Below are 26,071 nucleotides of genomic sequence, written 5' to 3'. Positions count from 1 at the left end.
TTCAAAGGGACGACGTAATGACCAGCACGCATTCCCTCTCTCTGCAAACCGCCCGCAATCTGCACCTCTCTGCCCAGGGCCTGCTACGCCCGCCGCGCCGTCAGGCGCGTTTTGCCGATATTCACGCCTGTGTGCGGCAGATGTCGCTGCTGCAAATCGATACCATTAATGTGGTCGCGCGCAGTCCGTATCTGGTGCTGTTCAGCCGCCTGGGCGCTTTTCCTGCTGAGTGGCTGGAGCAAACGCTGGCGGCGGGCGCGCTGTTTGAATACTGGGCGCATGAAGCCTGTTTTATCCCTTTTGAAGATTATCCGCTGCTGCGTCACCGCATGCTGGCTCCGCAGCGCCTGGGCTGGAAATACAATCAGCAATGGGTGGATCAGCATCAGCAGGAGATCGCCGATCTGCTGCAACATATCGCCGCCACCGGTCCGGTTCGCGCCGCTGATTTTGCCAGTGACAAGCACACCAAACCCGGCTGGTGGGCGTGGAAGCCGCACAAGCGACATCTGGAGAACCTGTTTAGCGCCGGTGAGCTGATGGTTGTCGGGCGCCGTAACTTCCAGCGCGTCTACGATCTGCGTAGCCGGGTGATGCCGCACTGGCGCGACGAGCAGCATGCGCTGAGCGAGAACGAGGCGGTGATGCAGATGCTGGATCACAGCGCGCGCAGCCTCGGCATTTTCCGCGCCAGCTGGCTGGCCGATTACTACCGGCTGAAACGTGCGCCCATCGCACTCTGGCTGGCGCAGGCCGCTGAGCAGGGAGTGATTCAGCGCGTCGAGGTTGAGCAACTGGGTGAGATGTGGCTGCACCATACACTGCTGCCGCAACTTGCGCAGCCGCAGGCCGCCACGCACAGCGCGCTGCTGTCACCGTTTGATCCGGTGGTATGGGATCGCCGCCGCGCGCTTGAGTTGTTTAATTTTGATTACCGCATCGAGTGCTATACGCCGGAGCACAAACGTAAATACGGCTACTTTGTCCTGCCGCTGCTGCACCGCGGCGTACTGAAAGGGCGCGTCGATGCCAAAATGGATCGCCAGGCGCAGCGCCTGATTCTGCGAGCCTTCTGGCTGGAGCCCGGCGTGCGGATGAGCCAGCAGTTTCTCGCCGATGTGCATAAAGCCATTAACCGCTTCGCCGCCTGGCAGGGCGCCAGCGAAGTGGTGCTGGAAAACGCGCCTGATGAGCTGCGGGCCGCCTGGTCCACGCGCTGGCACGTCAGCATATAAGCCGATGGCGGCGCGCCGTCCCTGATTGCGCTATGGTATGCTAATCCTCTGACGTATCGGTCCTGAAAGGAGAAAAGTATGGATCACCGTTTACTTGAGATTGTGGCCTGTCCGGTCTGCAACGGAAAACTGTATTACAACAAAGAGCAGCAGGAGTTGATCTGCAAACCCGACGGCCTGGCGTTCCCGGTGCGTGACGGTATTCCGGTATTGCTGGAAGTAGAAGCGCGCACCCTGTCCGTTGAAGAGATTCATCCATGAGTTTCGTGGCGATTATTCCGGCACGCTACGCCTCCACGCGCCTGCCGGGCAAACCGCTGCTGGATATTCACGGTAAACCGATGGTGGTGCACGTGATGGAACGTGCACGCGAGTCCGGCGCCGAGCGGGTGATTGTGGCCACCGATCATCCTGACGTGGCGGCGGCGGTGACCGCTGCCGGCGGGGAAGTCTGCATGACGCGCGCCGACCACCAATCTGGTACCGAGCGTCTGGCCGAGGTGATTGAAAAGTATCAGTTTGCTGACGATACCATCATCGTGAACGTGCAGGGCGACGAGCCAATGATTCCGGCCGAGATTGTGCGTCAGGTTGCGGACAATCTGGCCCAGGCGGATGCCGGCATGGCCACGCTGGCGGTACCGATTCACGAGGCAGAAGAGGCGTTCAATCCCAACGCGGTAAAAGTGGTCACTGATGCCAGCGGCTATGCGCTCTATTTTTCACGTGCGACCATTCCGTGGGATCGCGAACGTTACGCGCAGTCGCGTGAGCAGATTGGCGACACGCTGCTGCGCCACATCGGTATCTATGCCTATCGCGCCGGTTTCATCCGTCGCTATGTGGCATGGCAACCCTGTGCGCTGGAGCAGATCGAGTTGCTGGAGCAGCTGCGCGTGCTGTGGTACGGCGAAAAGATCCACGTGGCGGTAGCGGCCACCGTGCCGAGCGTCGGTGTGGATACGCCTGACGATCTGCTGCGCGTGCGAGAAGCGATGCAGGTATAATCGTCAGCGGCCAGCGACCCGGCTGGCCGCAAAGTTTGATCTGGCGCTAAGTTTCGCGCCGTCATGACCTCCAGGATGGTGCAATGAGTTAACTCCGGAGGACTCTTCCATGGAACAACTCCGTGCAGAACTGGCGCTGGTGCTGGGCGAAGGCGTCAGCCGGCTGGAAACCATCAGCGAACAGGCACAATCGCGTCTTTACGCCCTCTATGATGACCACGGTAAGCCGATGCCGCTGGTGGCCAAATATTTTCGTCATCAGGGACGCGCCGCGCTCGAAGCGAAAAAACTCACCATGCTGGCGCATGAAGGGCTGATTACGCTGCCCACGGTGTACGGCCTGGTTTTGAGTCAGCAACCGCCGGCGCATGAAATGCTGCTGCTGGCGCGCTTAAATGGCGTATCGGCCGAAGCGCCGGCGCGCACGGCAGCGCGCTGGGAGCAGCTGTGTGAACAGATTGTCGAAGGGCTGCTGGCGTGGCACCGCATTGACAGCCATGGCCTGGTCGGCAGCGTTGACAGCGTGCAGGAAAATCGCTGGCCGGCATGGTATCGCCAGCGGGTGGAAGTGCTGTGGTCCACGCTGGGCTATCTGTCGCCCCCTCGATTTACCCACGCCGATCGCCAGATTCTGTTTCGCAGTCGCGAACAGCTGGCGCAGCTGTTTGCCGGCTTTGACGACCCGTGTGTGCTGATGCACGGCAATCTGCGTCTCGCCAGTATGCTGAAAGACCCGCACAGCGATCAGCTGGTGGCGATGACCCAGCCGGGCACCATTTTGTGGGCACCGCGTGAGTATGAGCTGATGCGCCTGGCGGAAAACGGTGCTGAAGCATCGCTGCTGCAGCACTATTTACAGCGTGCGCCGGTGGATGAGGGTTTCGTCTGGCGCCGCTGGCTCTACCAGCTGTGGGATTGCGTTGACACGCTGGTCAGCAGCGGCCAGTTTGACCGGCCGCGCTTTGACCATGCCCGCGCACAGCTACTCCCCTGGCTCGGCTGAAGGTTCGCCACTGCCGCGCAGCCGCTGCCAGATCAGCCCCAGCGTTTCGTACACCGCGCGCTGGCTATGGCTGAGCCACAGCGGCGAGGGCAGTGTGCGATCCCAGACGCTGATCGGTGAGGTGATCGCCAGCTGGTTAGCCGGTGCCGGTAGCGGATTCAGGCCGGCGCTCTGGAAAAAGTGCATGGCGCGTGGCAGATGGTTGGCAGACGTCACCAGCAGAAACGGATGCTGCCCGATGGTCTGCTTCACCGCCAGCGCTTCTTCGCCGGTGTCATGCGGCTGATCCAGCACGATGATGGCATCGTCGGGCACGCCAAGGCTGCGCGCCACCTCAGCGGCAACGCTGGCGTTACTGCGCGGATTGTAGCCCGCAGCGGCACCGGTGAAGATCATTTTGGCCTGAGGATAGCGTCGCCACTGGCGAACGCCTTCGGTCACGCGCGGCAGGCTGTTGTTCAGCAGGTTGGAGCTTGGTGCCCACTGCCGGTTATAGGTGTAACCCCCGCCCAGCACCACGATATAGTCCACCGGCTCGCTGCCATTCCACGTGGCATACTGGTTTTCCAGCGGGGCCAGCAGCCGATCGGCCACCGGTTGCAGGCTCAGCAGTAACAGCATCAGCCAGCTCAATGAGATAAGGATTTTGCCGCTTTTTTGCCAGCGGCTGAACCAGAGCAGTAAAAGTCCTGCCGCCATAAGCGTTAACAGCAATGGCAAAGGCAGTAGCATCGCGCCAATCCATTTTTTTAAGGCAAAAAACATCGAAAACGTCTCCTTTTGTCCGAAAAAACAGCAGCCAGACAGTTACTGCGGCATGAAAGGTTCATTCTTGTCGAGCCTGTGACAAAATAGCACAAGTTGAATGCAGCAAAGCGGAGCCATCACCATGCAGGATCGTAACTTTGACGATCTGGCGGATAAATTCTCGCAAAATATTTATGGCACCCGTAAAGGCCAGGTGCGTCAGGCGATCATCTGGGATGAGCTGAACGCCATTCTGCCGACGCTGCCCGCTGGCCCGCTGGCGGTGCTGGATGCCGGTGGTGGTGTCGGTCAGATCTCCAGCGGTCTTGCTGCGCAGGGACATCAGGTACTGCTGTGCGACCTGTCGGGCGAGATGCTTAAGCTGGCCGCCGCCCATGCGCACAGCGCAGGTGTGAGCCACAACATGCAATTCAAACAAATTAGCGCGCAGCAGGTTGGCGAACATTTGGATAAGCCGGTGGATCTGGTATTGTTTCACGCTGTGCTTGAGTGGGTAGCGGATCCGCTGGCGGTGCTGCAGGCGCTGTGGCATACGCTGAAACCCGGTGGTGTGCTGTCGCTGATGTTTTATAACGCGCACGGCCTGACGTTCCGCACCCTGACGCTCGGCAATTTCGGCTATCTGCGCGCCAACATGAACAAGCGCAAAAAACGCACGCTGTCACCGGATTTCCCCCGCGATCCTGACGATGTACAGCGCTGGCTGACGCAGTGCGGATTTATCACCGAGCAGCGTGCCGGTATCCGCGTGTTCAGTGACTACATGAAGCCGCAGCCCGGCGCCGGGAAGAGCGTTGAGGAAATTATTGAGATGGAACGGCGCTACTGTCGTCAGGAGCCCTTTTTGAGCTTAGGGCGCTATATCCACGTGACTGCGCGCAAACCCAGGTAGAAGGATCAACTATGAGCGAATTTTCCCAGACGGTCCCCGAACTGGTGGCATGGGCGCGCAAGAATGACTTTTCCCTTGCGCTGCCGGTAGAACGTCTGGCGTTTTTGCTGGCCATCGCCACCCTCAACGGGGAGCGCATGGACGGCGAGATGAGTGAAGGTGAGCTGATTGACGCCTTTCGTCACGTCAGCAAAGCGTTTGAACAAACCCACGAAACCGTTCAGGTCCGTGCCAACAACGCCATCAACGACATGGTGCGTCAGCGCCTGCTTAACCGCTTTACCAGCGAGCTGACCGAAGGTCACGCCATCTATCGTCTGACGCCACTGGCGATCGGCATCACCGACTATTACATTCGCCAGCGCGAATTTTCCACGCTGCGCCTGTCGATGCAGCTGTCGATTGTCGCGCAGGAGCTGAAGCGCGCCGCCGACGCCGCCGAGGAAGATGGCGACGAGTTTCACTGGCATCGCAACGTCTTTGCGCCGCTGAAATATTCGGTCGCGGAAATCTTCGACAGCATCGACATGACGCAGCGCCTGATGGATGAACAGCAGCAGGCGGTAAAAAGCGATATCGCCGATCTGCTGAATAAAGACTGGCGCGCGGCCATCTCCAGCTGTGAGCTGCTGCTGTCGGAGACCTCCGGCACGCTGCGTGAACTGCAGGATACGCTGGAAGCGGCAGGCGACAAGCTGCAGGCTAACCTGCTGCGGATTCAGGACGCCACGCTGAGCAGCCCGGATCTGGGCTTTGTCGACAAGCTGGTGTTTGACCTGCAAAACAAGCTTGATCGCATTATCAGCTGGGGCCAGCAGGCTATCGATCTGTGGATCGGTTACGACCGCCACGTGCACAAATTTATTCGTACCGCCATCGACATGGATAAAAACCGCGTGTTCGCGCAGCGTTTACGCCAGTCGGTGCAGAACTATTTCGATCAGCCGTGGGCGCTGACCTACGCCAATGCCGACCGTCTGTATGACATGCGCGATGAAGAGATGACGCTGCGTAACGACGAGGTGATGGGCGAGCTGCCGCCGGAGATGGAGTACGAAGAGTTTAACGAAATCCGCGAGCAGCTGGCGGCGATGATTGAAGAAGCGCTGCAGATTTATAAGCAGCAGCAGAAGCCGCTGCATCTCGCCACGGTGATGCGTGACTATCTGGCGCAGTATCCCCGCGCGCGCCACTTCGACCTCGCACGCATCGTCATCGATCAGGCGGTGCGACTCGGCGTGGCCGAAGCCGATTTAGCCGGTCTGCCTGCGGAATGGCAGACCATCAATGATTACGGAGCCAAGGTGCAGGCACATGTCATCGACAAATATTGAACAAGTGATGCCGGTCAAACTGGCGCTGGCACTGGCAAACCCGATTTTTCCCGCGCTTGATAGCCAGTTACGCGCCGGCCGCCACATTGGTATTGAAGAGCTGGATAATCACGCTTTTCTGATGGATTACCAGCCGTTCTTAGAAGAGTTTTATGCGCGCTACAACGTTGAGCTGATCCGCGCACCGGAAGGGTTTTTCTATCTGCGTCCGCGCTCAACCACGCTGATCCCGCGCTCGGTGCTGTCCGAGCTCGACATGATGGTGGGTAAAATTCTCTGCTATCTCTACCTGAGCCCGGAGCGGCTGGCCAACGAGGGCATTTTCACCCAGCAGGAGCTGTACGACGAGCTGCTGTCGCTGGCGGATGAAAGCAGGTTGCTGAAGCTGGTTAACCAGCGTTCCACCGGGTCGGACCTGGATCGCGCCAAACTGCAGGAGAAGATGCGTGCGTCGCTCAGCCGTCTGCGCCGTCTCGGCATGGTGTGGTTTATGGGCAACGACAGCAGCAAGTTCCGCATCATGGAGTCCGTTTTCCGCTTTGGTGCGGATGTGCGCAGCGGTGACGATGCACGTGAAGCGCAGCTGCGTCTGATTCGTGACGGTGAAGCGATGACGCTGGAGAACGCACCGGTCGCCAGTGAGAGCGACGAGGCAGAAAATGACAGCGAACACGACGCGAGCGAGCGCGCGGAGGATGAACAGGCATGATTGAACGCGGTAAATTTCGATCGCTCACGCTGATCAACTGGAACGGTTTCTTTGCCCGCACCTTTGATCTGGATGAGCTGGTCACCACGCTGTCCGGCGGTAACGGTGCCGGTAAATCGACCACCATGGCGGCGTTTGTTACGGCACTGATTCCGGACTTAACCCTGCTGCATTTCCGTAACACCACCGAAGCCGGTGCCACATCCGGCTCGCGCGACAAGGGTCTGCACGGCAAACTGCGCGCGGGCGTCTGCTATGCGGTGCTGGACGTGGTCAACTCGCGCCATCAGCGCGTGGTGGCTGGCGTGCGCCTGCAGCAGGTGGCCGGACGCGATAAGAAAGTCGACATCAAGCCTTTCAGTATTCACGGCCTGCCGAGCGATACGCTGCCAACCGATATGCTGACCGAAATTCTCGGCAGCCGTCAGGCGCGCGTGCTGCCGCTGGCAGAAGTGAAGGAGCGGGTGGAAGCGCAGGAGGGCGTGCAGTTCCGCCAGTTCAGCTCGGTCACGGACTACCACGCCATGATGTTTGAGCTCGGCGTGGTGCCGCGTCGTCTGCGCACCGCCGGCGATCGCAGCAAATTCTACCGTCTGATCGAAGCCTCGCTGTATGGCGGTATCTCCAGCGCCATTACCCGCTCGCTGCGTGATTACCTGCTGCCGGAAAACGGTGGCGTGCGTAAAGCGTTCCAGGATATGGAAGCGGCGCTGCGCGAAAACCGCATGACGCTGGAAGCGATTCGCGTCACGCAGTCGGATCGCGATCTGTTTAAGCATCTCATCTCTGAAGCCACCAGCTACGTTTCTGCCGACTACATGCGCCACGCCAACGAGCGTCGCATCCATCTCGACGGTGCGCTGCAGCTGCGTAACGAGCTGTTCACCAGCCGCAATCAGCTGGCATCGGAACAGTATCGTCACATCGAAATGGCGCGCGAACTCTCTGAGCACAACGGCGCAGAGAGCGATCTGGAAACCGATTATCAGGCGGCGAGCGATCACCTTAATCTGGTCCAGACGGCGATGCGTCAGCAGGAGAAGATCGCGCGTTACGACGCCGATCTGGAAGAGCTGACTTATCGTCTCGAAGAGCAGAATGAAGTGGTGGCCGAAGCGCGTGAGGTGCAGGAAGAGAACGAAGCGCGCGCTGAAGCGGCGGAAATTGAAGTCGACGAGCTGAAAAGCCAGCTGGCCGATTTTCAGCAGGCGCTTGATGTGCAGCAAACCCGCGCCATCCAGTATCAGCAGGCGTTGCAGGCGCTGGAAAAAGCGCGGGCGCAGTGCCAGCTGCCGGACCTCACCATCGACAACGCCGCAGAGTGGCAGGAAACCTTCCAGGCGCGCGAAGAAGAGGCCACCGAACGGCTGCTGCGCCTGGAGCAGAAGCTGAGCGTGGCGGAAGCGGCGCACAGCCAGTTTGAACAGGCGCTGGCGCTGGTCACCAGTATTGCTGGCGAGGTAAGCCGGCAGGATGCGTGGCAGGTCGGGCGCGAATTGCTGCGCGATGCCGCTAACCAGCGCCATCATGCCGAACAGCTCTCTTCGCTGCGTCTGCGTCTCAACGAACTGGAAACCCGCCTGCGCGAGCAGCATGACGCCGAACGTCTGCTGGCCGACTTCTGTAAACGTCAGGGCCAGCAGTATGACGCTGACGCGCTGGAAGGCCTGCAGCGTGAACTGGAAGCGCAGATAGAACAGCTGAACGAAAGCGTGGCCGACGCCGGTGAACGCCGCATGCTGATGCGCCAGGAGCTGGAGCAGCTGCGCGAGCGTATCACTGCGCTGACCGCACGGGCACCGCACTGGCTGGCGGCGCAGGAGATTCTTACCCAGCTGAGCGAGCAGACCGGCCAGACGCTGAGCAGCAGCCAGCAGATCACCGAATATATGCAGCAGCTGCTGGAGCGCGAGCGTGAAACCACCGTTGAGCGTGATGAAGTGGCGGCGCGCAAGCGTGAAGTCGAGCAGCAGATTGCGCGACTGAGCCAGCCGGGCGGCGCGGAAGATGCGCGCCTGACTCAGCTGGCGGAGCGGTTTGGCGGCGTGCTGCTGTCAGAAATTTACGATGACGTGACGCTGGATGATGCGCCGTACTTCTCCGCGCTGTATGGCCCGTCGCGTCACGCCATTGTGGTGCCGGACCTGTCGCTGGTGCGCGAGATGCTCGACGGCCTGGAAGAGTGTCCGGAAGATCTCTATCTGATCGAAGGCGATCCGCAGTCGTTTGATGACAGCGTCTTTAGCGTTGACGAGCTGGAAAATGCGGTCGTTGTCAAAGTGGCGGAGCGCCAGTGGCGTTATTCGCGCTTCCCGAAAGTGCCGCTGTTTGGTCGCGCGGCGCGGGAAAATCAGCTGGAGCTGTTGAACAATGAGCGCGACCAGCTGGCCGAACGTTTTGCCACGCTGTCGTTTGACGTGCAGAAAACCCAGCGTCTGCATCAGTCGTTTAGCCGCTTTATCGGCAGCCACCTGGCGGTGGCCTTCGACGAAGATCCGGAAGCGCAGATGCGCCAGCTCAATAGCCGTCGTGGCGAGCTGGAGCGCGCGCTGGCGCAGCACGAGAATGACAACCAGCAGCAGCGTGCCCAGTTTGAGCAGGCAAAAGAGGGTGTGGCGCAGCTCAACCGCCTGCTGCCGCGCGTTAACCTGTTGCTTGACGACTCGCTGGCCGACCGCTGCGAAGAGATTCGTGAGCGGGTGGAAGAAGCCCAGGAAGCCGCGCGCTTCCTGCATCAGCACGGCGCGAAACTCAGCAAGCTGGAGCCGCTGGTGGCGGTGCTGCAGAGCGATCCGCAGCAGCACGAACAGCTGACGCGTGATTATCAGCAGGCGCAGCAGCAGCAGCGCGAAGCGCGTCAGCAGGCATTTGCCCTGACCGAAGTGGTGCAGCGCCGCGCGCACTTCAGCTATGAAGATTCGGCTGGCATGCTGACCGGTAACAGCGATCTCAACGAAAAACTGCGCCAGCGTCTGGAGCAGGCGGAAGGCGAACGCAGCCGCGCGCGCGAACGCCTGCGCGAACATCAGGCGCAGCTGACGCAGTATTCCCAGGTGCTGGCATCGCTGAAGAGTTCGTACGACGCCAAGCGCGACATGTTGAAAGAGTTGCAGCAGGAGATGCAGGATATTGGCGTGCACGCTGATGCCAGCGCCGAGGAGCGTGCGCGCAGCCGGCGTGACGAACTCTACACGGCGCTCAGCCACAACCGTGCGCGTCGCAATCAGCTGGAGAAACAGCTCACCTTCTGCGAAGCCGAGATGGATAGCCTGCAGAAGAAACTGCGCAAGCTGGAGCGCGATTATCACCTGATGCGTGAGCAGGTGGTCAGCGCCAAAGCGGGCTGGTGCACCGTGCTGCGCCTGGTGAAAGAGAACGGCGTCGAGCGCCGTCTGCATCGCCGCGAACTGGCTTACCTGAGTGGCGACGAGCTACGCTCAATGTCGGATAAGGCCCTCGGTGCGCTGCGCCTGGCGGTCGCGGATAATGAACACCTGCGCGATGTGCTGCGCATGTCGGAAGATCCAAAACGGCCGGAGCGCAAGATTCAGTTCTTTATCGCCGTCTATCAGCATCTTCGTGAACGTATCCGTCAGGACATCATTCGTACCGACGATCCGGTTGAAGCTATCGAGCAGATGGAGATTGAGCTGAACCGTCTGACCGAAGAGCTGACGGCGCGTGAGCAGACGCTGGCGATCAGCTCGCGCAGTGCGGCCAATATCATCCGTAAAACCATTCAGCGCGAGCAGAACCGCATCCGTCAGCTGAACCAGGGCCTGCAGGCGGTGAGCTTTGGCCAGGTGCGCAGCGTGCGGCTGAACGTCAACGTACGCGAAACGCACGCCATGCTGCTGGATACGCTGTCGGAAGAGCATGAACAGCATCAGGATCTGTTTACCAGCAATCGACTCACGTTCTCGGAAGCGCTGGCGAAGCTGTATCAGCGTCTCAATCCGCAGATTGATATGGGCCAGCGCACGGCGCAGACCATCGGTGAAGAGCTGCTCGACTACCGCAACTACCTTGAGATGGAAGTGGAAGTGAACCGCGGCTCCGACGGCTGGCTGCGCGCCGAAAGCGGGGCGCTGTCGACCGGTGAAGCGATCGGTACCGGTATGTCGATTCTGGTGATGGTGGTGCAGAGCTGGGAAGAGGAGTCACGGCGTCTGCGCGGTAAAGATATTTCACCGTGCCGCCTGCTGTTCCTCGATGAAGCCGCGCGTCTTGATGCGCGCTCCATCGCCACGCTGTTCGAACTGTGCGAGCGTCTGGAAATGCAGCTGGTGATCGCCGCGCCGGAGAATATCAGTCCGGAAAAAGGCACCACTTATAAGCTGGTACGTAAAGTCTTTAACAATACGGAGCATGTGCACGTGGTCGGACTGCGCGGTTTCTCCGCCGATCCGACGCCGGTGAAACAGGAAAATCCCGGCGCAGGCGTGGCCACTGAAAATAGCTAGCAGCAAATCTGGTTAAAAATTCAGGCTGCGGTTAATCTGTAAACGGCATCGGCCCTGCGAGGCGGATGCCGTTTTTTATTTTATACTCAATCATAAGAGTACAGGCGGTACACGGCGTTTTCAGGATGCTGTGTCTTTGGTAAGAAGGGGGCAGGGATGTTGCTGAACAAGAAGAGCAGAGTTAATCGTGCTGCAATAGCACTCAGTTTGTCACTGATGGCGGCACCGCTGGCTATCAGCCAGGCGGCAGACGTCGGCGCGCTGCCGCACAGCACGCTGTCAGTGGCTGCCAGCCAGCAGCAAATTCAGCAGGCATTTAGCCCCAGCGAACGACCCTTTTATCTGCCCGGCCTCGCCGGCATCTATGCGGCACGCAATATGGCACCGCTGTGGCAGGATCGCGACGCCGTGCAGGCTTTCCAGCAGCAGCTGGCAGAAGTGGCGCTCTCCGGCGTACAGCCGCAGTTTACCCGCTGGGTAGAGTTGCTCACTAATCCGGATATCAAAGGCTTCGCGCGGGACGTGGTGCTGAGCGACGCCATGCTTGGCTATCTGCAGTTTGTCGCTAACGTACCGACCCAGGGCGAAACCTGGCTGTACAGCAATGTGCCGTACAAGCTGACCATGCCGTCACTCTCCGCCATTAATCAGTGGCAAAACGCGGTGAACGGCGGCGGCAGCCGCGCCTTTGTGGTGTCGCTGCAACCGCAGCATCCGCAGTACGCACCGATGCACAGCGCGTTAAAAGCGTTGCTGACCGATAACCGGCCGTGGCCGCAGCTGCGCGGTAAGGGCACGCTGCGCCCGGGGCAAATCAGCGATGATGTGCCGGCGCTGCGTGAGATTCTGCAGCGCACCGGTATGCTGACCGGCACGCACAGCGCAACGCCCACGCCAGCCGACGATGCCGTCCCGACGGCGCCGCAGCCGGTGAGTCAGAGCGATCAGCCCGTGGCCGTCAGTCCGTCGGCCACCAGCGTCAGCGATCTGCCGGCGCAGGTTCCGCAGGCCAGCGGCAACATCAGCACGGTCACCCCGGCTGCCAGCAATAATGTTTACGACAACACGCTGGTGGAGGGGGTAAAACGCTTCCAGCACTGGCAGGGACTGGCAGACGACGGTGCCATCGGCCCGCGTACCCGTGAGTGGCTGAATGTTTCCCCGCAGATGCGTGCGGCGCTGCTGGCGCTGAATATTCAGCGTCTGCGTCTGCTGCCGGATGACATGCACAACGGCATCATGGTGAATATTCCCAACTATTCCCTGACCTACTACAACAACGGCAATACCATTCTGTCCTCGCGGGTGATTGTCGGTCGTCCGGACCGCAAAACGCCGCTGATGCGCAGCGCGCTCAATAATGTGGTGCTCAATCCACCGTGGAACGTGCCCACCACGCTGGTGCGCCAGGATATCGTGCCGAAGGTGAAGCAGGATCCGAGCTATCTGTATAAGCACGGCTACACGCTGCTGTCGGGCTGGAGCGCTGATGCGGAAGTGATCGATCCGTCGATGATTGACTGGCACATGGTGTCCGCCGCCAGCTTCCCGTATCGCATTCGTCAGGCGCCGGGTGCCAGCAACTCGCTGGGCCGCTATAAATTCAACATGCCGAGTTCAGATGCGATTTATTTGCACGACACGCCGAACCATGGCCTGTTCCAGCGTGATATCCGCGCGCTCAGCTCCGGCTGCGTGCGCGTCAACAAAGCTTCTGAACTGGCCGATCTGCTGTTGCAGGACGCGGGCTGGAACGACAGCCGTATCTCTGACACGCTGAAGCAGGGCGATACGCGTTACGTGCCGATTCGCCATCGCATTCCGGTCAATCTCTACTACCTTACGGCCTGGGTGGCGGATGATGGCCAGCCGCAGTATCGTACAGATATTTACAATTATGATAACCCGGCGCGCTCCGGCAGCCAGGTGCTGACCAAAGCGGGGCAGCTGCTGCTCTAAGCGTTGATTTCCCTGTTATCCTTTCCTCAAAGAAAATGGCAAGACCGGTCTGGAAAATTGATTTCAGATCGGTTTTGCGCATTCTGTGACAGATTGCGGGTTGACTGCTCTCCAGGCTGCGGTTACTGTTCGGCCTTGTGTACTTTTTGCACATATTTTTATCGTTTTAGATTAGGTAACCCCGCTTCATGGCTAATTTTGATTCTCAACGTCGTCGTTTATTGCTGCTGGGTGGCGCAGCGGCTGGATTGTCACTGCTGCCGGGTGCAGCGCTGGCGTCAGTTTCCACCTCCCGCCCCCGGGTATTAACGCTCAGTAACATGCATACCGGTGAAACCCTCAAAACTGAGTTTTTTAACGGTAAGAGTTATGACAAGGATGAGTTAGCTCGCTTAAACCACTTCTTCCGCGATTACCGCGCCAATCAGGTTAAACACATCGATCCGCATCTGTTTGACCAGCTGTATCGTTTGCAGACGCTGCTCAACACGCGCAAACCGGTGCAGCTGATCTCCGGCTACCGTACGCTGGCGACCAATAATATGCTGCGTGAATCGGGCCCTGGCGTGGCTAAACACAGCTATCACACCAAAGGGCAGGCGATGGATTTCCACATTGAGGGCATTTCTCTGAGCAATGTTCGCAAAGCGGCGTTATCTATGCGCGCCGGTGGTGTAGGATATTACCCGCGCAGCAACTTCGTACACATTGATACCGGGCCTGCAAGGCACTGGTCCTGATACCGGCAGCGCTGCGTGTGTCGGTCATGGAGCGCTATGAATTACCTGATTATTCCGGTCACCGCCTTTTCACAGAACTGTTCCGTTATCTGGGATGACGAGACGCAACAGGCTGCGCTGGTTGATCCCGGCGGCGATGCCGAAACCATTATTGCCGTGCTGGCGGAGCGAGGCTTAACGCCGTCGCAAATCCTGCTGACCCACGGCCATCTCGATCACGTCGGTGCCGCTGCGGAACTGGCGCAGCACTATCAGGTGCCGATCGTCGGGCCGCAGCCAGCCGATGCCTTCTGGCTCGATAACCTGCCCACTCAAAGCCGGATGTTTGGTTTGCCGGAGTGCGCGCCACTGACGCCAGATCGCTGGCTGGAAGAGGGCGAAACGGTACAGCTGGGCAACGTGACGCTGGAAGTGCTGCACTGTCCAGGGCATACGCCTGGCCATATCGTGTTCTTTGACCGTGCTGGCCGTCTGCTGATCTCAGGTGATGTGATTTTTAACGGTGGCGTCGGGCGCACCGATTTTCCGCAGGGCAGCCACAGCGATCTAATCGCGGCCATCCGGGATAAACTTCTGCCGCTGGGTGATGATGTGACGTTTGTCCCTGGCCATGGCCCGATTTCCACACTCGGCCACGAGCGCGTCAGTAATCCTTTCCTGCAATAAAAAAAATGGGCCATCAGGCCCATTTTTCGTTGGTTACAGCACCGCGACGATGGCTTCGCACAGCGCCGACATATTATCCGGCGTCATGCCTGCCACGTTAACGCGACCGGAATTCACCGCATACACGCCAAACTCTTCACGCAGACGCACCACCTGATCTTTGGTCAGACCGCTGAACGAGAACATGCCGTTCTGTTTGATGATGAAGCTGAAATCGCGCTGTGCGCCTTTCTCCGCCAGGGTATTCACAAACAGCTGGCGCATGCGCTGAATGCGCTGGCGCATGTCGGTCAGCTCCTGCACCCAGATGGTACGCAGCGCGTCGTTACCGAGAATGGTGGCGACCACGGCAGCACCGTGCGACGGCGGGTTAGAGTAGTTGGCGCGGATGCTGTATTTCACCTGGCTGAATGCTGTCTTCGCCACGTCGGCCGTTGCCGCTACCAGCGTCAGCGCACCGACACGCTCGTTGTACAGACCAAAGTTCTTCGAGTAGGAGCTGGCGACGATCAGTTCCTGATGGGATGCGGCGAAAATGCGCAGGCCTTCAGCATCTTCATCCAGACCGCGTGCGAAGCCCTGGTAGGCGAAATCGAACAGCGGCAGCCAGCCTTTCTCCAGCGACAGCTGCGCCAGCTGTTGCCACTGGTCAGCGGTAGGATCGATACCGGTCGGGTTATGGCAGCAGCCGTGGAACAGCACCACGTCGCCCGCCTGCGCTTCCTGCAGCGAGGCCAGCATGCCGTCGAAGTCGAGGCTGTGGGTCGCCGCATCGTAATACTGGTAATCACACACTTCCAGACCAGCGGCGTTGAACACGTTTTTGTGGTTCGGCCAGCTGGGATTGCTCACCCAGACGCGTTTGACGTTGGTTTGCGTAGCGAGGAAATCCGCGGCGACGCGCAGCGCACCGGTGCCGCCCGGCGTCTGCGCGGTGCAGGCGCGGCCAGCGCTAATCAGCGCGTTCTCTTTGCCAAACAGCAGTTCCTGCGTGCAGCGCGCGAAATCAGCCAGACCATCAATGCTGAGGTAGTTTTTGGTGGTCTCGTTCTCCAGCAGATACTGCTCAGCTTTTTTCACACTGGTCAGCACCGGCGTTTTGCCGGTTTCATCTTTATAAACACCAATGCCAAGATTGATTTTATTCGGGCGGTCGTCGGCGCGAAACAGGTCAGCCAGTCCCAGAATAGGATCGGCTGGTGCGGCAGAGATTGATTCAAACATGAGTCAGTTCCGTTAGGGTGAACTTTAGCAAAATGAGCTATCAGGTTAACGTCAGACGCAACGCTTGCCAACCGCTGACATAAAAAAGAAATAACTGTGGCGTATAAAGTAATGGCGCTAATCGGGAGCCCGATCACTGAAATGCAAAACGGAGCCCGAAGGCTCCGTTTCTGAGGTGTTACGCAGTTCGAATCGGCAGATTAGAACTGGTAAACCAGGCCAACGCCAACCACGTCGTCGGTAGAAGTACCGGTAGCGCGGGTGAAGTCGTTGTCGTCCAGCAGGTTGATTTTGTAGTCAACGTAGGTGGACATGTTTTTGTTGAAGTAGTAGTAGGTACCGATTTCGATATATTTAACTAGGTCAGCATCGCCGCCAGCGAAGGTTGAACCGTGGCCAGTCGCGCCGTTCAGGTCCTTGCCTTTAGACTGCAGGTAAGCGATGGATGGACGCAGACCGAAGTCGAACTGGTACTGAGCAACCACTTCGAAAGCCTGCGCTTTGTTGGCAGCGAAGTTGAAGTCAGGGCCGGTAGCGCCAGTGCCGTCGTTGTTATTGCCATATTGAGTCAGGTTACGAGACTCACCATAGAAGGCAGCCAGGTAGACGTTGTTGGCGTCGTATTTCAGACCGAAACCGTATGCATCTGCTTTCTCACCGTTGCCATCCAGCTGCTGCTGATTGGTACGATCTGAAGAGAAGTATGCACCCACTGCGCTGATGCCCATACCAGTGTCATAGGACAGAGAGGTACCCCAGCCGTCACCGTTGTCATAACGTGGACCGCGACCTTCGTTTTTGCCCTGATACTGAACAGCGAATGCCAGACCGTCAACCAGACCGAAGAAGTTGCTGTTACGGTAAGTCGCCAGGCCGTTAGAACGACCGGCCATGAAGTTGTCGTTGTCCTGATACAGGGTATCGTCACCGAATACTGGCAGCTGGTCAGTGTAGGACATTGCGTCGTACAGAACGCCGTAGTTACGGCCGTAGTCGAAGGAGCCTGCATCAGCAAATTTCAGACCGGCGAAGCCAACACGAGTTTTAGAACCAGAAGTGCCCTGTGATTCAGCAACGTTAGCCTGTACGTTGTATTCCCACTGGCCGTAACCGGTCAGCTGGTCGGTAATCTGAGTTTCACCCTTGAAGCCGAAACGAACGTAAGATTTGTCGCCGTCTGAGCTTGAGTCATCAGAGAACTGATGGCGCGCATCAACTTTACCGTAGAGGTCCAGTTTGTTGCCGTCTTTGTTATAGATTTCTGCTGCGTTTGCTGCGCCGGCAGCTAACAGAGCAGGGATAACCACTGCAAGAATGTTGCGCTTCATCATTATTTATTACCCTCATTGGAGTTATTTGGACATCTGCCACTGCCGTCAAGAAACCTTTACGGGAACCTTGAAAGAAGTTTGATGTCTCCTGTGTCTGCACGCATCTTTCCATCACGGGGTTGCTAATTCTAGCCCGAAAATGATTCAATTCTCGTAATTACGTATCAAAAAGCAAAATTGTATTACAATTTGTAAAATATCGGGAACTTTGTGAGAGAACTCAAAATTTACAAAAATAAAAAAAGGCCGGCAGGGCCGACCTCAATATATATATGAATTTCTTATATTTAATCTTAAATCTTAGAAATTCGCGTTACGTGGCGTGCGTGGGAACGGGATAACGTCTCTTACATTTTGTACACCGGTGACATAGGCGATCAAACGTTCGAAACCTAAACCGAAGCCGGCATGCGGTACGGTGCCATAGCGACGCAGGTCACGATACCACCAGTAATCTTCTTTATTCAGGCCCATTTCAGCGAGACGCGCATCCAGCACATCAAGACGCTCTTCACGCTGGGAACCGCCGATGATTTCACCGATGCCCGGTGCCAGCACGTCCATCGCCGCCACGGTTTTACCGTCGTCGTTCATACGCATGTAAAACGCTTTGATATCTTTCGGGTAGTTCTTCACCACCACCGGCGCTTTGAAGTGTTTCTCCGCCAGATAACGCTCGTGTTCGGAAGAGAGATCGACGCCCCATGACACCGGGTTCTCGAAGCTCTGACCGCTTTTCAGCAGAATGTCGACGGCGTCGGTATAGTCTACCTGGGCGAAATCCGTGGTGATGAAGCGCTCCAGACGGGCGATGGCCTCTTTATCCACGCGCTCGGCGAAGAACGCCATATCGTCAGCGCGCTCTTCCAGCACCGCTTTAAACACATACTTCAGCATCGCTTCCGCCAGGGCAGCCGCATCATCCAGCGTGGCGAACGCCACTTCCGGCTCCAGCATCCAGAATTCCGCTAAGTGACGGCTGGTATTCGAGTTCTCGGCACGGAACGTCGGGCCAAAGGTATACACTTTGGACAGCGCACAGGCGTAGGTCTCGGCGTTCAGCTGGCCGGAAACGGTCAGGAAAGCCTCTTTACCAAAGAAGTCTTTATCGAAATCGACTTTGCCCTGCGGGTCGCGCGGCAGGTTTTCCAGATCCAGCGTTGAGACGCGGAACATCTCGCCAGCACCTTCAGTGTCAGAGGCGGTGATCAGCGGCGTGGAGACCCAGAAATAGCCGTTTTCATGGAAGAAGCGATGCAGCGCCTGCGCCAGCGTATGACGTACGCGCGCCACGGCACCGACAATATTAGTGCGCGGACGCAGGTGCGCCACTTCTCGCAGGTATTCAATGCTGTGACGTTTAGCCGCCATCGGATAGGTATCCGGGTCGTCCACCCAGCCGGTGACTTCAACCTGGGTCGCCTGCAGTTCGAATGCCTGGCCTTCACCCGGTGACTCCACCACTTTACCGGTGACGATCACCGAACAGCCGGTGGTCAGACGCAGCACTTCATCCTGATAATTATTCAGAGAATTATTGACGACGGCCTGAACGGGATTAAAGCAGGAACCGTCATAAACGGCGATGAAGGAAAGACCGGCTTTGGAATCTCTTCGGGTACGTACCCAACCACGTACGGTGACTTCACTGTCAACCGCGACACGGCCGTGCAGTACATCCGCTACAGGCACTACGCTCATAAAAATCTCTCTATATAAATGAAGATGGAGTGAAATAAGCCCCATTCCGGGGTTTAGCTATGTTACTTGCGAGCCACCAGGAAACAAGCAAAATTGCCGGAGAATAAAGAGATTTTCTGGCGCAGAGCAGGGCGCAGGCACCCTGCTCAGGCCGATTAGCTGGCGCGTTTGACCAGCGGCAGGTCGAAGGCTTTGCGCAGGGCGCGCACGAAGGCTTTATCCTGGCAGATGGTTTTACCGGGACTGTCGGAGAGTTTGGCCACCGGTTTACCGTTGCAGCTCACCAGTTTGATCACGATATTCAAAGGCGTGACGCCGGGAATATCGCAGGTGAGGCGGGTGCCGATGCCAAATACCACGTTCGCGCGCTGACCGAAATGACGATACAGCGCCAGTGCTTTATCGAGGTTGAGATTGTCGGAGAACACCAGCGTTTTGCTGAGCGGATCAATATTCAGCCGCTGATAATGCGCAATGGCTTTTTCTCCCCACTCCACCGGATCGCCCGAATCATGGCGCAGGCCCTGATAGCGATGGGCAAAACCGGGGCCGAAATCACGCAGGAAGGCGTCCATCGTGATGCAGTCGGTCAGGGCAATGCCGAGCTGGTTATCGTACTCATCCAGCCACGACTGCAATGCCGCGCGCTGGCTGTTGGCCAGTACCGGGCTGATCTGCTGATGCGCCTGGAACCATTCATGTGCCTGGGTTCCGACCGGGTTAAGCTGCAACCGGCGCGCCAGATCGTAGTTACTGGTGCCCAGCAGCCACGGGAATTCGTTTTTCAGCGTGCTGACAATTGCTTCCTGCACCGCGCGCGAATAACGACGGCGTGTGCCAAAGTCCATCAGCTGGAAGCGCGACATATCGAGATCGCCTACCTGCTCACGGAAGTGCACCAGCTTCTGCTGCAGATGCGCCACCGCCTGTTCCGCGCCGCTTTCCGGCGTCCGGTGACGGTGTACCACTTCGCTGATCAGCGCCAGCAGCGGCACTTCCCACAAAATCACTTCACGCCACGGGCCGCGAATCTGAATGCGCAGATGTCCGTGATCGTCGCGCACCTCAACCTGCGAGGCATCGAAGCGGAACTGGCGCAGCCAGTCGAGATAATCCTGCTGGAAAAACGGTAAGCTGCTGAGGTAACGATATTCGTCATCGCTCAGCGCCAGAGATTGCATGGCAGTAATGTGCGTGCGGATGGCGTCGGCATACTGGCCGAGCTGCTCATCGCTGCGGCAGCGAAATTCTGCCGTTACCGGGACATCGTAGTAACGATGATAAACGGCCTGCTGCATGTGAAGCTTATAGGCATCGGTATCAAGCAGCGTGGTCAAAATCGGGGAAGCGTGTCCAGTCATGGTGCGTTTCAGCATCCTCTTCCGCGGAGCAGAGCCCGGTATTCAACAAAGTCATAAAGACGCAGGAGTATAAAACAGTAATCACCGCGATCACACCATAATTGCAGGTGACAGGTCGAGGGTCATTTGTGCCATTGTTAATGAATTGTAGACTTTTGGCGCAACGCACGCTTTGTGCGTGGCAACCCGGGCGCAACCCGCTTAGACTCTGAGGGTTGAATATATTAACGATGCGAGAAGGATTTATGACGCAACAGCCGCAAATTAAATATCGCCACGACTACCGGGCGCCGGACTACACCATCACCGATATCGACCTGACGTTTGATCTTGATGCGGCGACCACGCGCGTCACCGCCGTCAGTCAGGTAAAACGCCTTGGCGCGCAGCAGGCTGAACTGCGTCTGGACGGTGAGGCGCTGACGCTGCTGTCGCTGGCGGTGGATGGCAATCCGTGGCCGCACTACCGCGAAGAGCAGGGCGCACTGATCATCAGCCAGCTGCCGGACAACTTTACCCTGACCATCATTAATGAAATCCATCCGGATAAAAACACCGCGCTGGAAGGGCTGTATAAATCCGGCGAGGCGCTCTGCACCCAGTGTGAAGCCGAAGGCTTCCGGCATATCACCTGGTATCTCGATCGCCCGGACGTGCTGGCGCGCTTCACCACCACCCTGATCGCCGACGCGGCTAGCTATCCGTACCTGCTGTCCAACGGTAACAAGCTGGCGAGCGGTCAGCACGAGGATGGTCGTCACTGGGTGAAATGGCAGGATCCGTTCCCGAAACCCTGCTACCTGTTTGCGCTGGTCGCTGGCGATTTCGATGTGCTGCGTGACAGCTTTACCACCCGTTCCGGCCGTAACGTGGCGCTGGAAATCTTTGTCGATCGCGGCAACCTTGACCGTGCGGACTGGGCGATGACCTCGCTCAAAGCCAGCATGAAGTGGGACGAAGAGCGTTTCGGCCTCGAATATGACCTCGATATCTTTATGATCGTCGCGGTGGATTTCTTCAACATGGGCGCGATGGAGAATAAAGGCCTCAACGTCTTCAACTCCAAATACGTGCTGGCCAAAGCGGAAACCGCCACCGACAAAGACTATCTCGGTATTGAAGCCGTGATTGGTCACGAATATTTCCACAACTGGACCGGCAACCGCGTCACCTGCCGCGACTGGTTCCAGCTCAGCCTGAAAGAAGGTCTGACGGTCTTCCGCGATCAGGAGTTCAGCTCCGATCTCGGCTCGCGCGCGGTCAACCGTATTGATAATGTGCGCGTGATGCGCGGCGCGCAGTTCGCCGAGGATGCCAGCCCGATGGCCCATCCGATCCGCCCGGATCAGGTGATTGAAATGAACAACTTCTACACCCTGACGGTGTATGAGAAGGGTTCTGAAGTGATTCGCATGCTGCACACGCTGCTGGGTGAAGAGCAGTTCCAGCAGGGGATGCAGCTCTATTTCGAGCGTCACGATGGCAGCGCCGCCACCTGTGATGATTTCGTGCAGGCGATGGAAGATGCCTCCAACGTCGATTTGTCACAGTTCCGCCGCTGGTACAGTCAGTCGGGCACGCCGGTGCTGACGGTGCGTGATGACTACAACCCGGAACTGGAGCAGTACACGCTGCACGTCACGCAGCACACGCCACCGACCGCCGATCAAAAAGAGAAGCTGCCGCTGCACATTCCGCTGGATATCGAACTGTATGACGGCGAAGGCAAGGTCATTCCGTTGCAGCACAACGGTCATCCGGTTCATCACGTGCTGAACGTCACCGACGAGTTCCAGACCTTCATTTTCGACAAGGTCTATTTCCAGCCGGTGCCGTCGCTGCTGCGGGAATTCTCCGCACCGGTGAAGCTCGACTATAAATGGAGCGATGCGCAGCTGACTTTCCTGATGCGCCACGCGCGCAACGACTTCTCGCGCTGGGATGCGGCGCAAAGTCTGCTGGCGACGTATATCCGCCTCAACGTGGCGCGCCATCAGCAGGGCCAGCCGCTGTCGCTGCCGCTGCACGTCGCCGATGCTTTCCGCGCGGTGCTGCTGGATGAGCAGGGCGATCCGGCGCTGATGGCGCTGATCCTGACGCTGCCGTCAGAGAATGAGATCGCCGAGCTGTTCGAGGTGATCGACCCGCTGGCGATTGCCGCAGTGCGCGCGGCGCTGGTGCGCACGCTGGCGAATGAGCTGAGTGATGAATTCTATGCGGTGTATCTCGCCAACCAGAGCAGCGACTACAAAGTTGAGCATGCCGAGATCGGCAAGCGCGCGCTGAAGAATGTCTGCCTGAGTTATCTGGCGTTTGCGGACGCGGAGCAGGCCAGCAAACTGGTGCAGGCGCAGTACGACAAAGCCAGCAACATGACCGATGCGCTGGCCGCGCTGTCTGCGGCGGTGGCGGCCCAGTTGCCGTGCCGTGATGCGCTGCTGGCGGCGTACGACGAGCGCTGGCATCAGGATGGTCTGGTGATGGATAAGTGGTTTATGTTGCAGGCCACCAGCCCGGCGGCAGACGTGCTGAGCAAGGTACGTAGCTTGCTGACGCATCGCTCGTTCACCATGGGTAACCCGAACCGCATCCGTTCACTGATTGGCGCGTTTGCCTCGGCCAACCCGGCAGCCTTCCACGCCAAAGATGGCAGCGGCTACCAGTTCCTGGTGGAGATGCTGACCGATCTCAACCGCCGCAACCCGCAGGTGGCAGCGCGCATGATTGAGCCGCTGATTCGTCTGAAGCGTTATGATGCCGAACGTCAGGCGCTGATGCGTAAGGCGCTGGAGACGCTGAAAGGGCTGGAGAATCTGTCCGGCGATCTGTACGAGAAGATCACCAAAGCGCTGAACGCGTAAGAAAACAATGCGCAATAAATTGCGCCGCTACAAAGAGTTGCAATCCTCTGTAGCGGCGCGATTTATCGCGCGTCCTGAATTAGCGCTGCTGCGCGAACTGCAGGGGCTGCTCTGAGCTTCCCCGCTTCATCACCCGATCCAGCACCTCGGCCTCCAGCTCGGCGAGGCGCGCCGATCCTTTGCGGCGCGGACGCGATAAATCCACCGCCAAATCCAGCCCGATCTGACCCTCTTCAATCAGCAGCACGCGATCGGCCATCGCCACCGCTTCGCTGACATCGTGCGTCACCAGCAACACGGTAAAATTATGCTGCTGCCACAGCGACTCAATCAGGCCCTGCATTTCAATGCGCGTCAGCGCATCAAGTGCACCGAGTGGTTCATCGAGCAGCAGCAGGCCGGGACGATGAATCAGCGCCCGCGCCAGGGCCACCCGCTGTTTCTGTCCGCCGGAGAGCGCTGCCGGCCACTCATGTGCACGATCGGCCAGACCGACCGCCGCCAGCGCTTCCAGCGCGGCGCTGCGCCACTCGCGGCCTTTCAGACCGAGGCCAACGTTATCGATCACTTTCTTCCACGGCAGCAGACGCGCATCCTGAAACATCAGGCGGGTATCTTCGCGCGCCTCGGCCAGCGGCGCGTTGCCCGCCAGCAGTTCACCGTGCGTGGTGGATTCCAGCCCGGCCAGCAGGCGCAGCAGGGTACTTTTACCGCAGCCGCTGCGGCCGACCACCGCGACAAACTGGCCGGCCGGAATATGTAAATCGATATGATTCAGGATGGTGCGATTGCCATACTGCTTGGTGACGCCATTGACGCCCACCGGGGTACCGCGGTTCAGGCGCGCCGGGCTTAGCGTTGCGTTGCTCATGCGTTCTCCTCCTTCAATTGGTAAGCCGGATGCCAGCGCAGCCAGACACGCTCCAGCAGCTGTGCCGTCACGTCGGCCAGTTTGCCCAGCAGGGCATAGAGAATGATGGCGACCACCACCACATCGGTTTGCAGAAACTCACGGGCGTTCATTGCCAGATAGCCAATACCGGAGTTGGCCGAGATGGTTTCGGCCACGATCAGCGTCAGCCACATCAGACCGAGGGCAAAGCGCACGCCAACCATGATTGACGGCAGCGCGCCCGGCAAAATCACCTGAATAAACAGGCTCCAGCCGGAGAGACCATAGCTGCGCGCCATCTCCACCAGGCCGCGGTCAATATTCCGTATGCCGTGATAGGTATTGAGGTAGATAGGGAACAGCGTGCCGAGCGCCACAAGAAAAATTTTGGCTGACTCGTCGATGCCGAACCACAGAATCACCAGCGGGATCAGCGCCAGGTGCGGCACGTTACGCAGCATCTGTACCGAGGTATCCAGCAACCGTTCGCCGGTGCGCGACGTGCCGGTAATCAGCCCGAGAATCAGGCCAATCGAACCGCCAATGGCAAAGCCGATTGCTGCTCGCCAGCCGCTGATGGCGAGGTGTTGCCACAACTCACCGCTGGCCGCGAGATGCCAGAAGGTGATGACAATATTCTCCGGCGAGGGCAGGATGCGCGTCGACAGCCAGCCGGCCTGTGAGGCAACCTGCCACACCACCACCAGCAGCACCGGCAGCGCCCACGGCAGCAGGGCATTGCTCAGCTGTTTATTGACCTTTGCCATATGCGACTCCTTAACTCTGCGCGACTTTTTGCGGGGTGAAATCATTGGCGACCGCTTCACCGTGCGCCTGCACTACGCGGGGTTGCGGGATTTCCGGCACGGCCAGGTCGAGATGAGGGAACAGCAGCTCGCCCACGCGATAGGCCTCTTCCAGATGCGGATAGCCAGACAGAATAAAGGTCTCGATGCCGAGATCCTGATACTCCTGCATACGCGCCGCGACCGTCGGACCGTCGCCCACCAGTGCAGTCCCGGCACCGCCGCGTACCAGACCGACGCCAGCCCACAGGTTCGGGCTGATCTCCAGCCGATCGCGCCGTCCGCCGTGCAGCGCGGCCATGCGCTGCTGACCGACTGAATCGGTGCGGGCAAAAGCCGCCTGCGCTTTAGCAATGGTGGCATCGTCAAGATGGGCGATGAGCCGGTCTGCCGCCTGCCATGCTTCCTCATTGGTTTCACGCACAATCACGTGCAGACGAATGCCGAAGCGCACCGTGCGCCCCTGCGCCGCCGCTTTGGCGCGCACCTGTTCAATCTTCTCTTTGACCAGCGCCGGCGGTTCGCCCCAGGTCAGATAGACATCCACCTGCTCCGCGGCCAAATCCTGCGCGGCATCCGATGAGCCACCAAACCACAGCGGTGGACGTGGCTGCTGCACCGCTTTAAACATCAATCGTGCACCGCGCACTTTGACGTACTTGCCTTCGTAATCGACCGTTTCGCCTTCACTCACCCGGCGCCAGACGCGGGTAAACTCCGCAGATTCGGCATAACGCTCGCGGTGATCGAGGAAAACGCCGTCGCCTGCCAGCTCTTCCGGATCGCCGCCGGTAACGAGGTTAAACAGCGCGCGCCCGTTGGAGAGACGATCGAGCGTGGCGGCCTGCCGTGCGGCCTGCGTCGGGGAAATCACCCCCGGGCGCAGCGCCACCAGAAAACGCAGGCGCTGCGTCACCGGAATCAGGGATGCGGCCACCAGCCACGCATCTTCACACGACCGGCCGGTGGGGATCAGCACGCCACCAAAACCGAGGCGATCGGCGGCCTGCGCCACCTGTTGCAGATAACCGTGGTCCACCGGGCGCGCACCTTCGGCGGTACCGAGGTAGTGGCCGTCGCCGTGGGTGGGAAGAAACCAGAATACGGATACGCTCATGA

The 26,071-nt window shown here is 58.7% G+C and carries 20 protein-coding genes; 12 read left to right on the top strand and 8 right to left on the bottom strand.

Annotated elements, in window-relative coordinates; all coding sequences use genetic code 11:
- Window positions 1-17: 17 nt before the first annotated feature.
- The 4 genes from AC6I8F_RS12440 (at window position 18) to AC6I8F_RS12425 (ending at window position 3,245) form a co-directional block, all read left to right on the top strand.
- A complete protein-coding gene (locus tag AC6I8F_RS12440) occupies window positions 18-1,235 on the top strand; it encodes a winged helix-turn-helix domain-containing protein (protein ID WP_498028074.1) in 1,218 nt (405 codons plus the stop codon).
- A 78-nt stretch (window positions 1,236-1,313) separates the two neighbouring features.
- Complete coding sequence (locus tag AC6I8F_RS12435) at window positions 1,314-1,496, top strand: Trm112 family protein (RefSeq protein ID WP_010618270.1); 183 nt, start codon at window positions 1,314-1,316, stop codon at window positions 1,494-1,496.
- Window positions 1,493-2,242, top strand: a complete 750-nt coding sequence (gene kdsB / locus AC6I8F_RS12430) for a 3-deoxy-manno-octulosonate cytidylyltransferase (protein ID WP_104186987.1) — start codon at window positions 1,493-1,495, stop codon at window positions 2,240-2,242. Before AC6I8F_RS12435 ends, kdsB begins: the two co-directional genes overlap by 4 nt.
- 109 nt (window positions 2,243-2,351) lie before the next feature.
- Complete coding sequence (locus tag AC6I8F_RS12425; protein WP_262256084.1) at window positions 2,352-3,245, top strand: YcbJ family phosphotransferase; 894 nt, start codon at window positions 2,352-2,354, stop codon at window positions 3,243-3,245.
- On the opposite strand, the gene elyC is transcribed toward AC6I8F_RS12425, so the two are convergent.
- Window positions 3,225-4,010: an envelope biogenesis factor ElyC gene (gene elyC, locus AC6I8F_RS12420; RefSeq protein ID WP_104186983.1), complete on the bottom strand. Its 786-nt coding sequence runs from the start codon at window positions 4,008-4,010 to the stop codon at window positions 3,225-3,227. The genes AC6I8F_RS12425 and elyC overlap by 21 nt on opposite strands.
- Window positions 4,011-4,134: 124 nt before the next feature.
- Between elyC and cmoM the strand changes: the two genes are divergently transcribed.
- The 7 genes from cmoM (at window position 4,135) to AC6I8F_RS12385 (ending at window position 14,776) form a co-directional block, all read left to right on the top strand.
- Window positions 4,135-4,905: a tRNA uridine 5-oxyacetic acid(34) methyltransferase CmoM gene (gene cmoM, locus AC6I8F_RS12415; RefSeq protein WP_104186981.1), complete on the top strand. Its 771-nt coding sequence runs from the start codon at window positions 4,135-4,137 to the stop codon at window positions 4,903-4,905.
- A gap of 11 nt (window positions 4,906-4,916) precedes the next feature.
- Window positions 4,917-6,239, top strand: coding sequence for a chromosome partition protein MukF (mukF, locus tag AC6I8F_RS12410; RefSeq protein WP_058757757.1), 1,323 nt, complete (start codon window positions 4,917-4,919; stop codon window positions 6,237-6,239).
- On the top strand, window positions 6,220-6,948 hold the full coding sequence (mukE, locus tag AC6I8F_RS12405) for a chromosome partition protein MukE (RefSeq protein WP_031279857.1): 729 nt from the start codon (window positions 6,220-6,222) through the stop codon (window positions 6,946-6,948). Before mukF ends, mukE begins: the two co-directional genes overlap by 20 nt.
- The gene (gene mukB, locus AC6I8F_RS12400) at window positions 6,945-11,411 is read left to right on the top strand and encodes a chromosome partition protein MukB (protein ID WP_262263953.1); all 4,467 of its coding nucleotides are present in this window, start codon (window positions 6,945-6,947) and stop codon (window positions 11,409-11,411) included. Before mukE ends, mukB begins: the two co-directional genes overlap by 4 nt.
- Window positions 11,412-11,567: 156 nt before the next feature.
- A complete protein-coding gene (gene ldtD, locus AC6I8F_RS12395; protein ID WP_498028073.1) occupies window positions 11,568-13,370 on the top strand; it encodes a L,D-transpeptidase in 1,803 nt (600 codons plus the stop codon).
- Between the two features lie 188 nt (window positions 13,371-13,558).
- On the top strand, window positions 13,559-14,110 hold the full coding sequence (mepK, locus tag AC6I8F_RS12390) for a peptidoglycan L,D-endopeptidase MepK (RefSeq protein WP_031279855.1): 552 nt from the start codon (window positions 13,559-13,561) through the stop codon (window positions 14,108-14,110).
- A 36-nt stretch (window positions 14,111-14,146) separates the two neighbouring features.
- The gene (locus tag AC6I8F_RS12385; RefSeq protein ID WP_021508331.1) at window positions 14,147-14,776 is read left to right on the top strand and encodes an MBL fold metallo-hydrolase; all 630 of its coding nucleotides are present in this window, start codon (window positions 14,147-14,149) and stop codon (window positions 14,774-14,776) included.
- A gap of 33 nt (window positions 14,777-14,809) precedes the next feature.
- Here AC6I8F_RS12385 and AC6I8F_RS12380 read toward each other — a convergent pair whose 3' ends face one another.
- From AC6I8F_RS12380 to pncB, 4 genes are all read right to left on the bottom strand, one after another.
- Entirely contained in the window at window positions 14,810-16,000 is a 1,191-nt protein-coding gene (locus AC6I8F_RS12380; protein ID WP_021508330.1) for an amino acid aminotransferase, read from the bottom strand.
- Window positions 16,001-16,200: 200 nt separating this feature from the next.
- Window positions 16,201-17,331 carry a porin OmpC gene (gene ompC, locus AC6I8F_RS12375; RefSeq protein WP_104186977.1) on the bottom strand — a complete coding sequence of 377 codons (1,131 nt, stop codon included), beginning with the start codon at window positions 17,329-17,331 and terminating at the stop codon, window positions 16,201-16,203.
- A 300-nt stretch (window positions 17,332-17,631) separates the two neighbouring features.
- Window positions 17,632-19,032: an asparagine--tRNA ligase gene (gene asnS / locus AC6I8F_RS12370; protein ID WP_031279853.1), complete on the bottom strand. Its 1,401-nt coding sequence runs from the start codon at window positions 19,030-19,032 to the stop codon at window positions 17,632-17,634.
- A 155-nt stretch (window positions 19,033-19,187) separates the two neighbouring features.
- Window positions 19,188-20,393: a nicotinate phosphoribosyltransferase gene (gene pncB, locus AC6I8F_RS12365; protein ID WP_058780857.1), complete on the bottom strand. Its 1,206-nt coding sequence runs from the start codon at window positions 20,391-20,393 to the stop codon at window positions 19,188-19,190.
- 245 nt (window positions 20,394-20,638) lie between these two features.
- Between pncB and pepN the strand changes: the two genes are divergently transcribed.
- A complete protein-coding gene (gene pepN / locus AC6I8F_RS12360; protein ID WP_498028072.1) occupies window positions 20,639-23,254 on the top strand; it encodes an aminopeptidase N in 2,616 nt (871 codons plus the stop codon).
- A gap of 79 nt (window positions 23,255-23,333) precedes the next feature.
- Here pepN and ssuB read toward each other — a convergent pair whose 3' ends face one another.
- Genes ssuB through ssuD form a run of 3 tightly spaced genes read right to left on the bottom strand, consistent with a single transcriptional unit; the run spans window position 23,334 to window position 26,069 of the window.
- Complete coding sequence (gene ssuB / locus AC6I8F_RS12355) at window positions 23,334-24,125, bottom strand: aliphatic sulfonates ABC transporter ATP-binding protein (RefSeq protein ID WP_498028071.1); 792 nt, start codon at window positions 24,123-24,125, stop codon at window positions 23,334-23,336.
- Window positions 24,122-24,913, bottom strand: coding sequence for an aliphatic sulfonate ABC transporter permease SsuC (ssuC, locus tag AC6I8F_RS12350; protein ID WP_058769561.1), 792 nt, complete (start codon window positions 24,911-24,913; stop codon window positions 24,122-24,124). The genes ssuB and ssuC overlap by 4 nt, the downstream gene beginning before the upstream one ends.
- A gap of 10 nt (window positions 24,914-24,923) precedes the next feature.
- Window positions 24,924-26,069, bottom strand: coding sequence for an FMNH2-dependent alkanesulfonate monooxygenase (gene ssuD, locus AC6I8F_RS12345; protein WP_058775379.1), 1,146 nt, complete (start codon window positions 26,067-26,069; stop codon window positions 24,924-24,926).
- Window positions 26,070-26,071 lie beyond the last annotated feature (2 nt).

Source organism: gamma proteobacterium symbiont of Axiagastus rosmarus (assembly GCF_059730925.1).
Note: the sequence above shows the minus strand (reverse complement) of the source record. Positions and strands in the feature narration are given on the sequence as shown.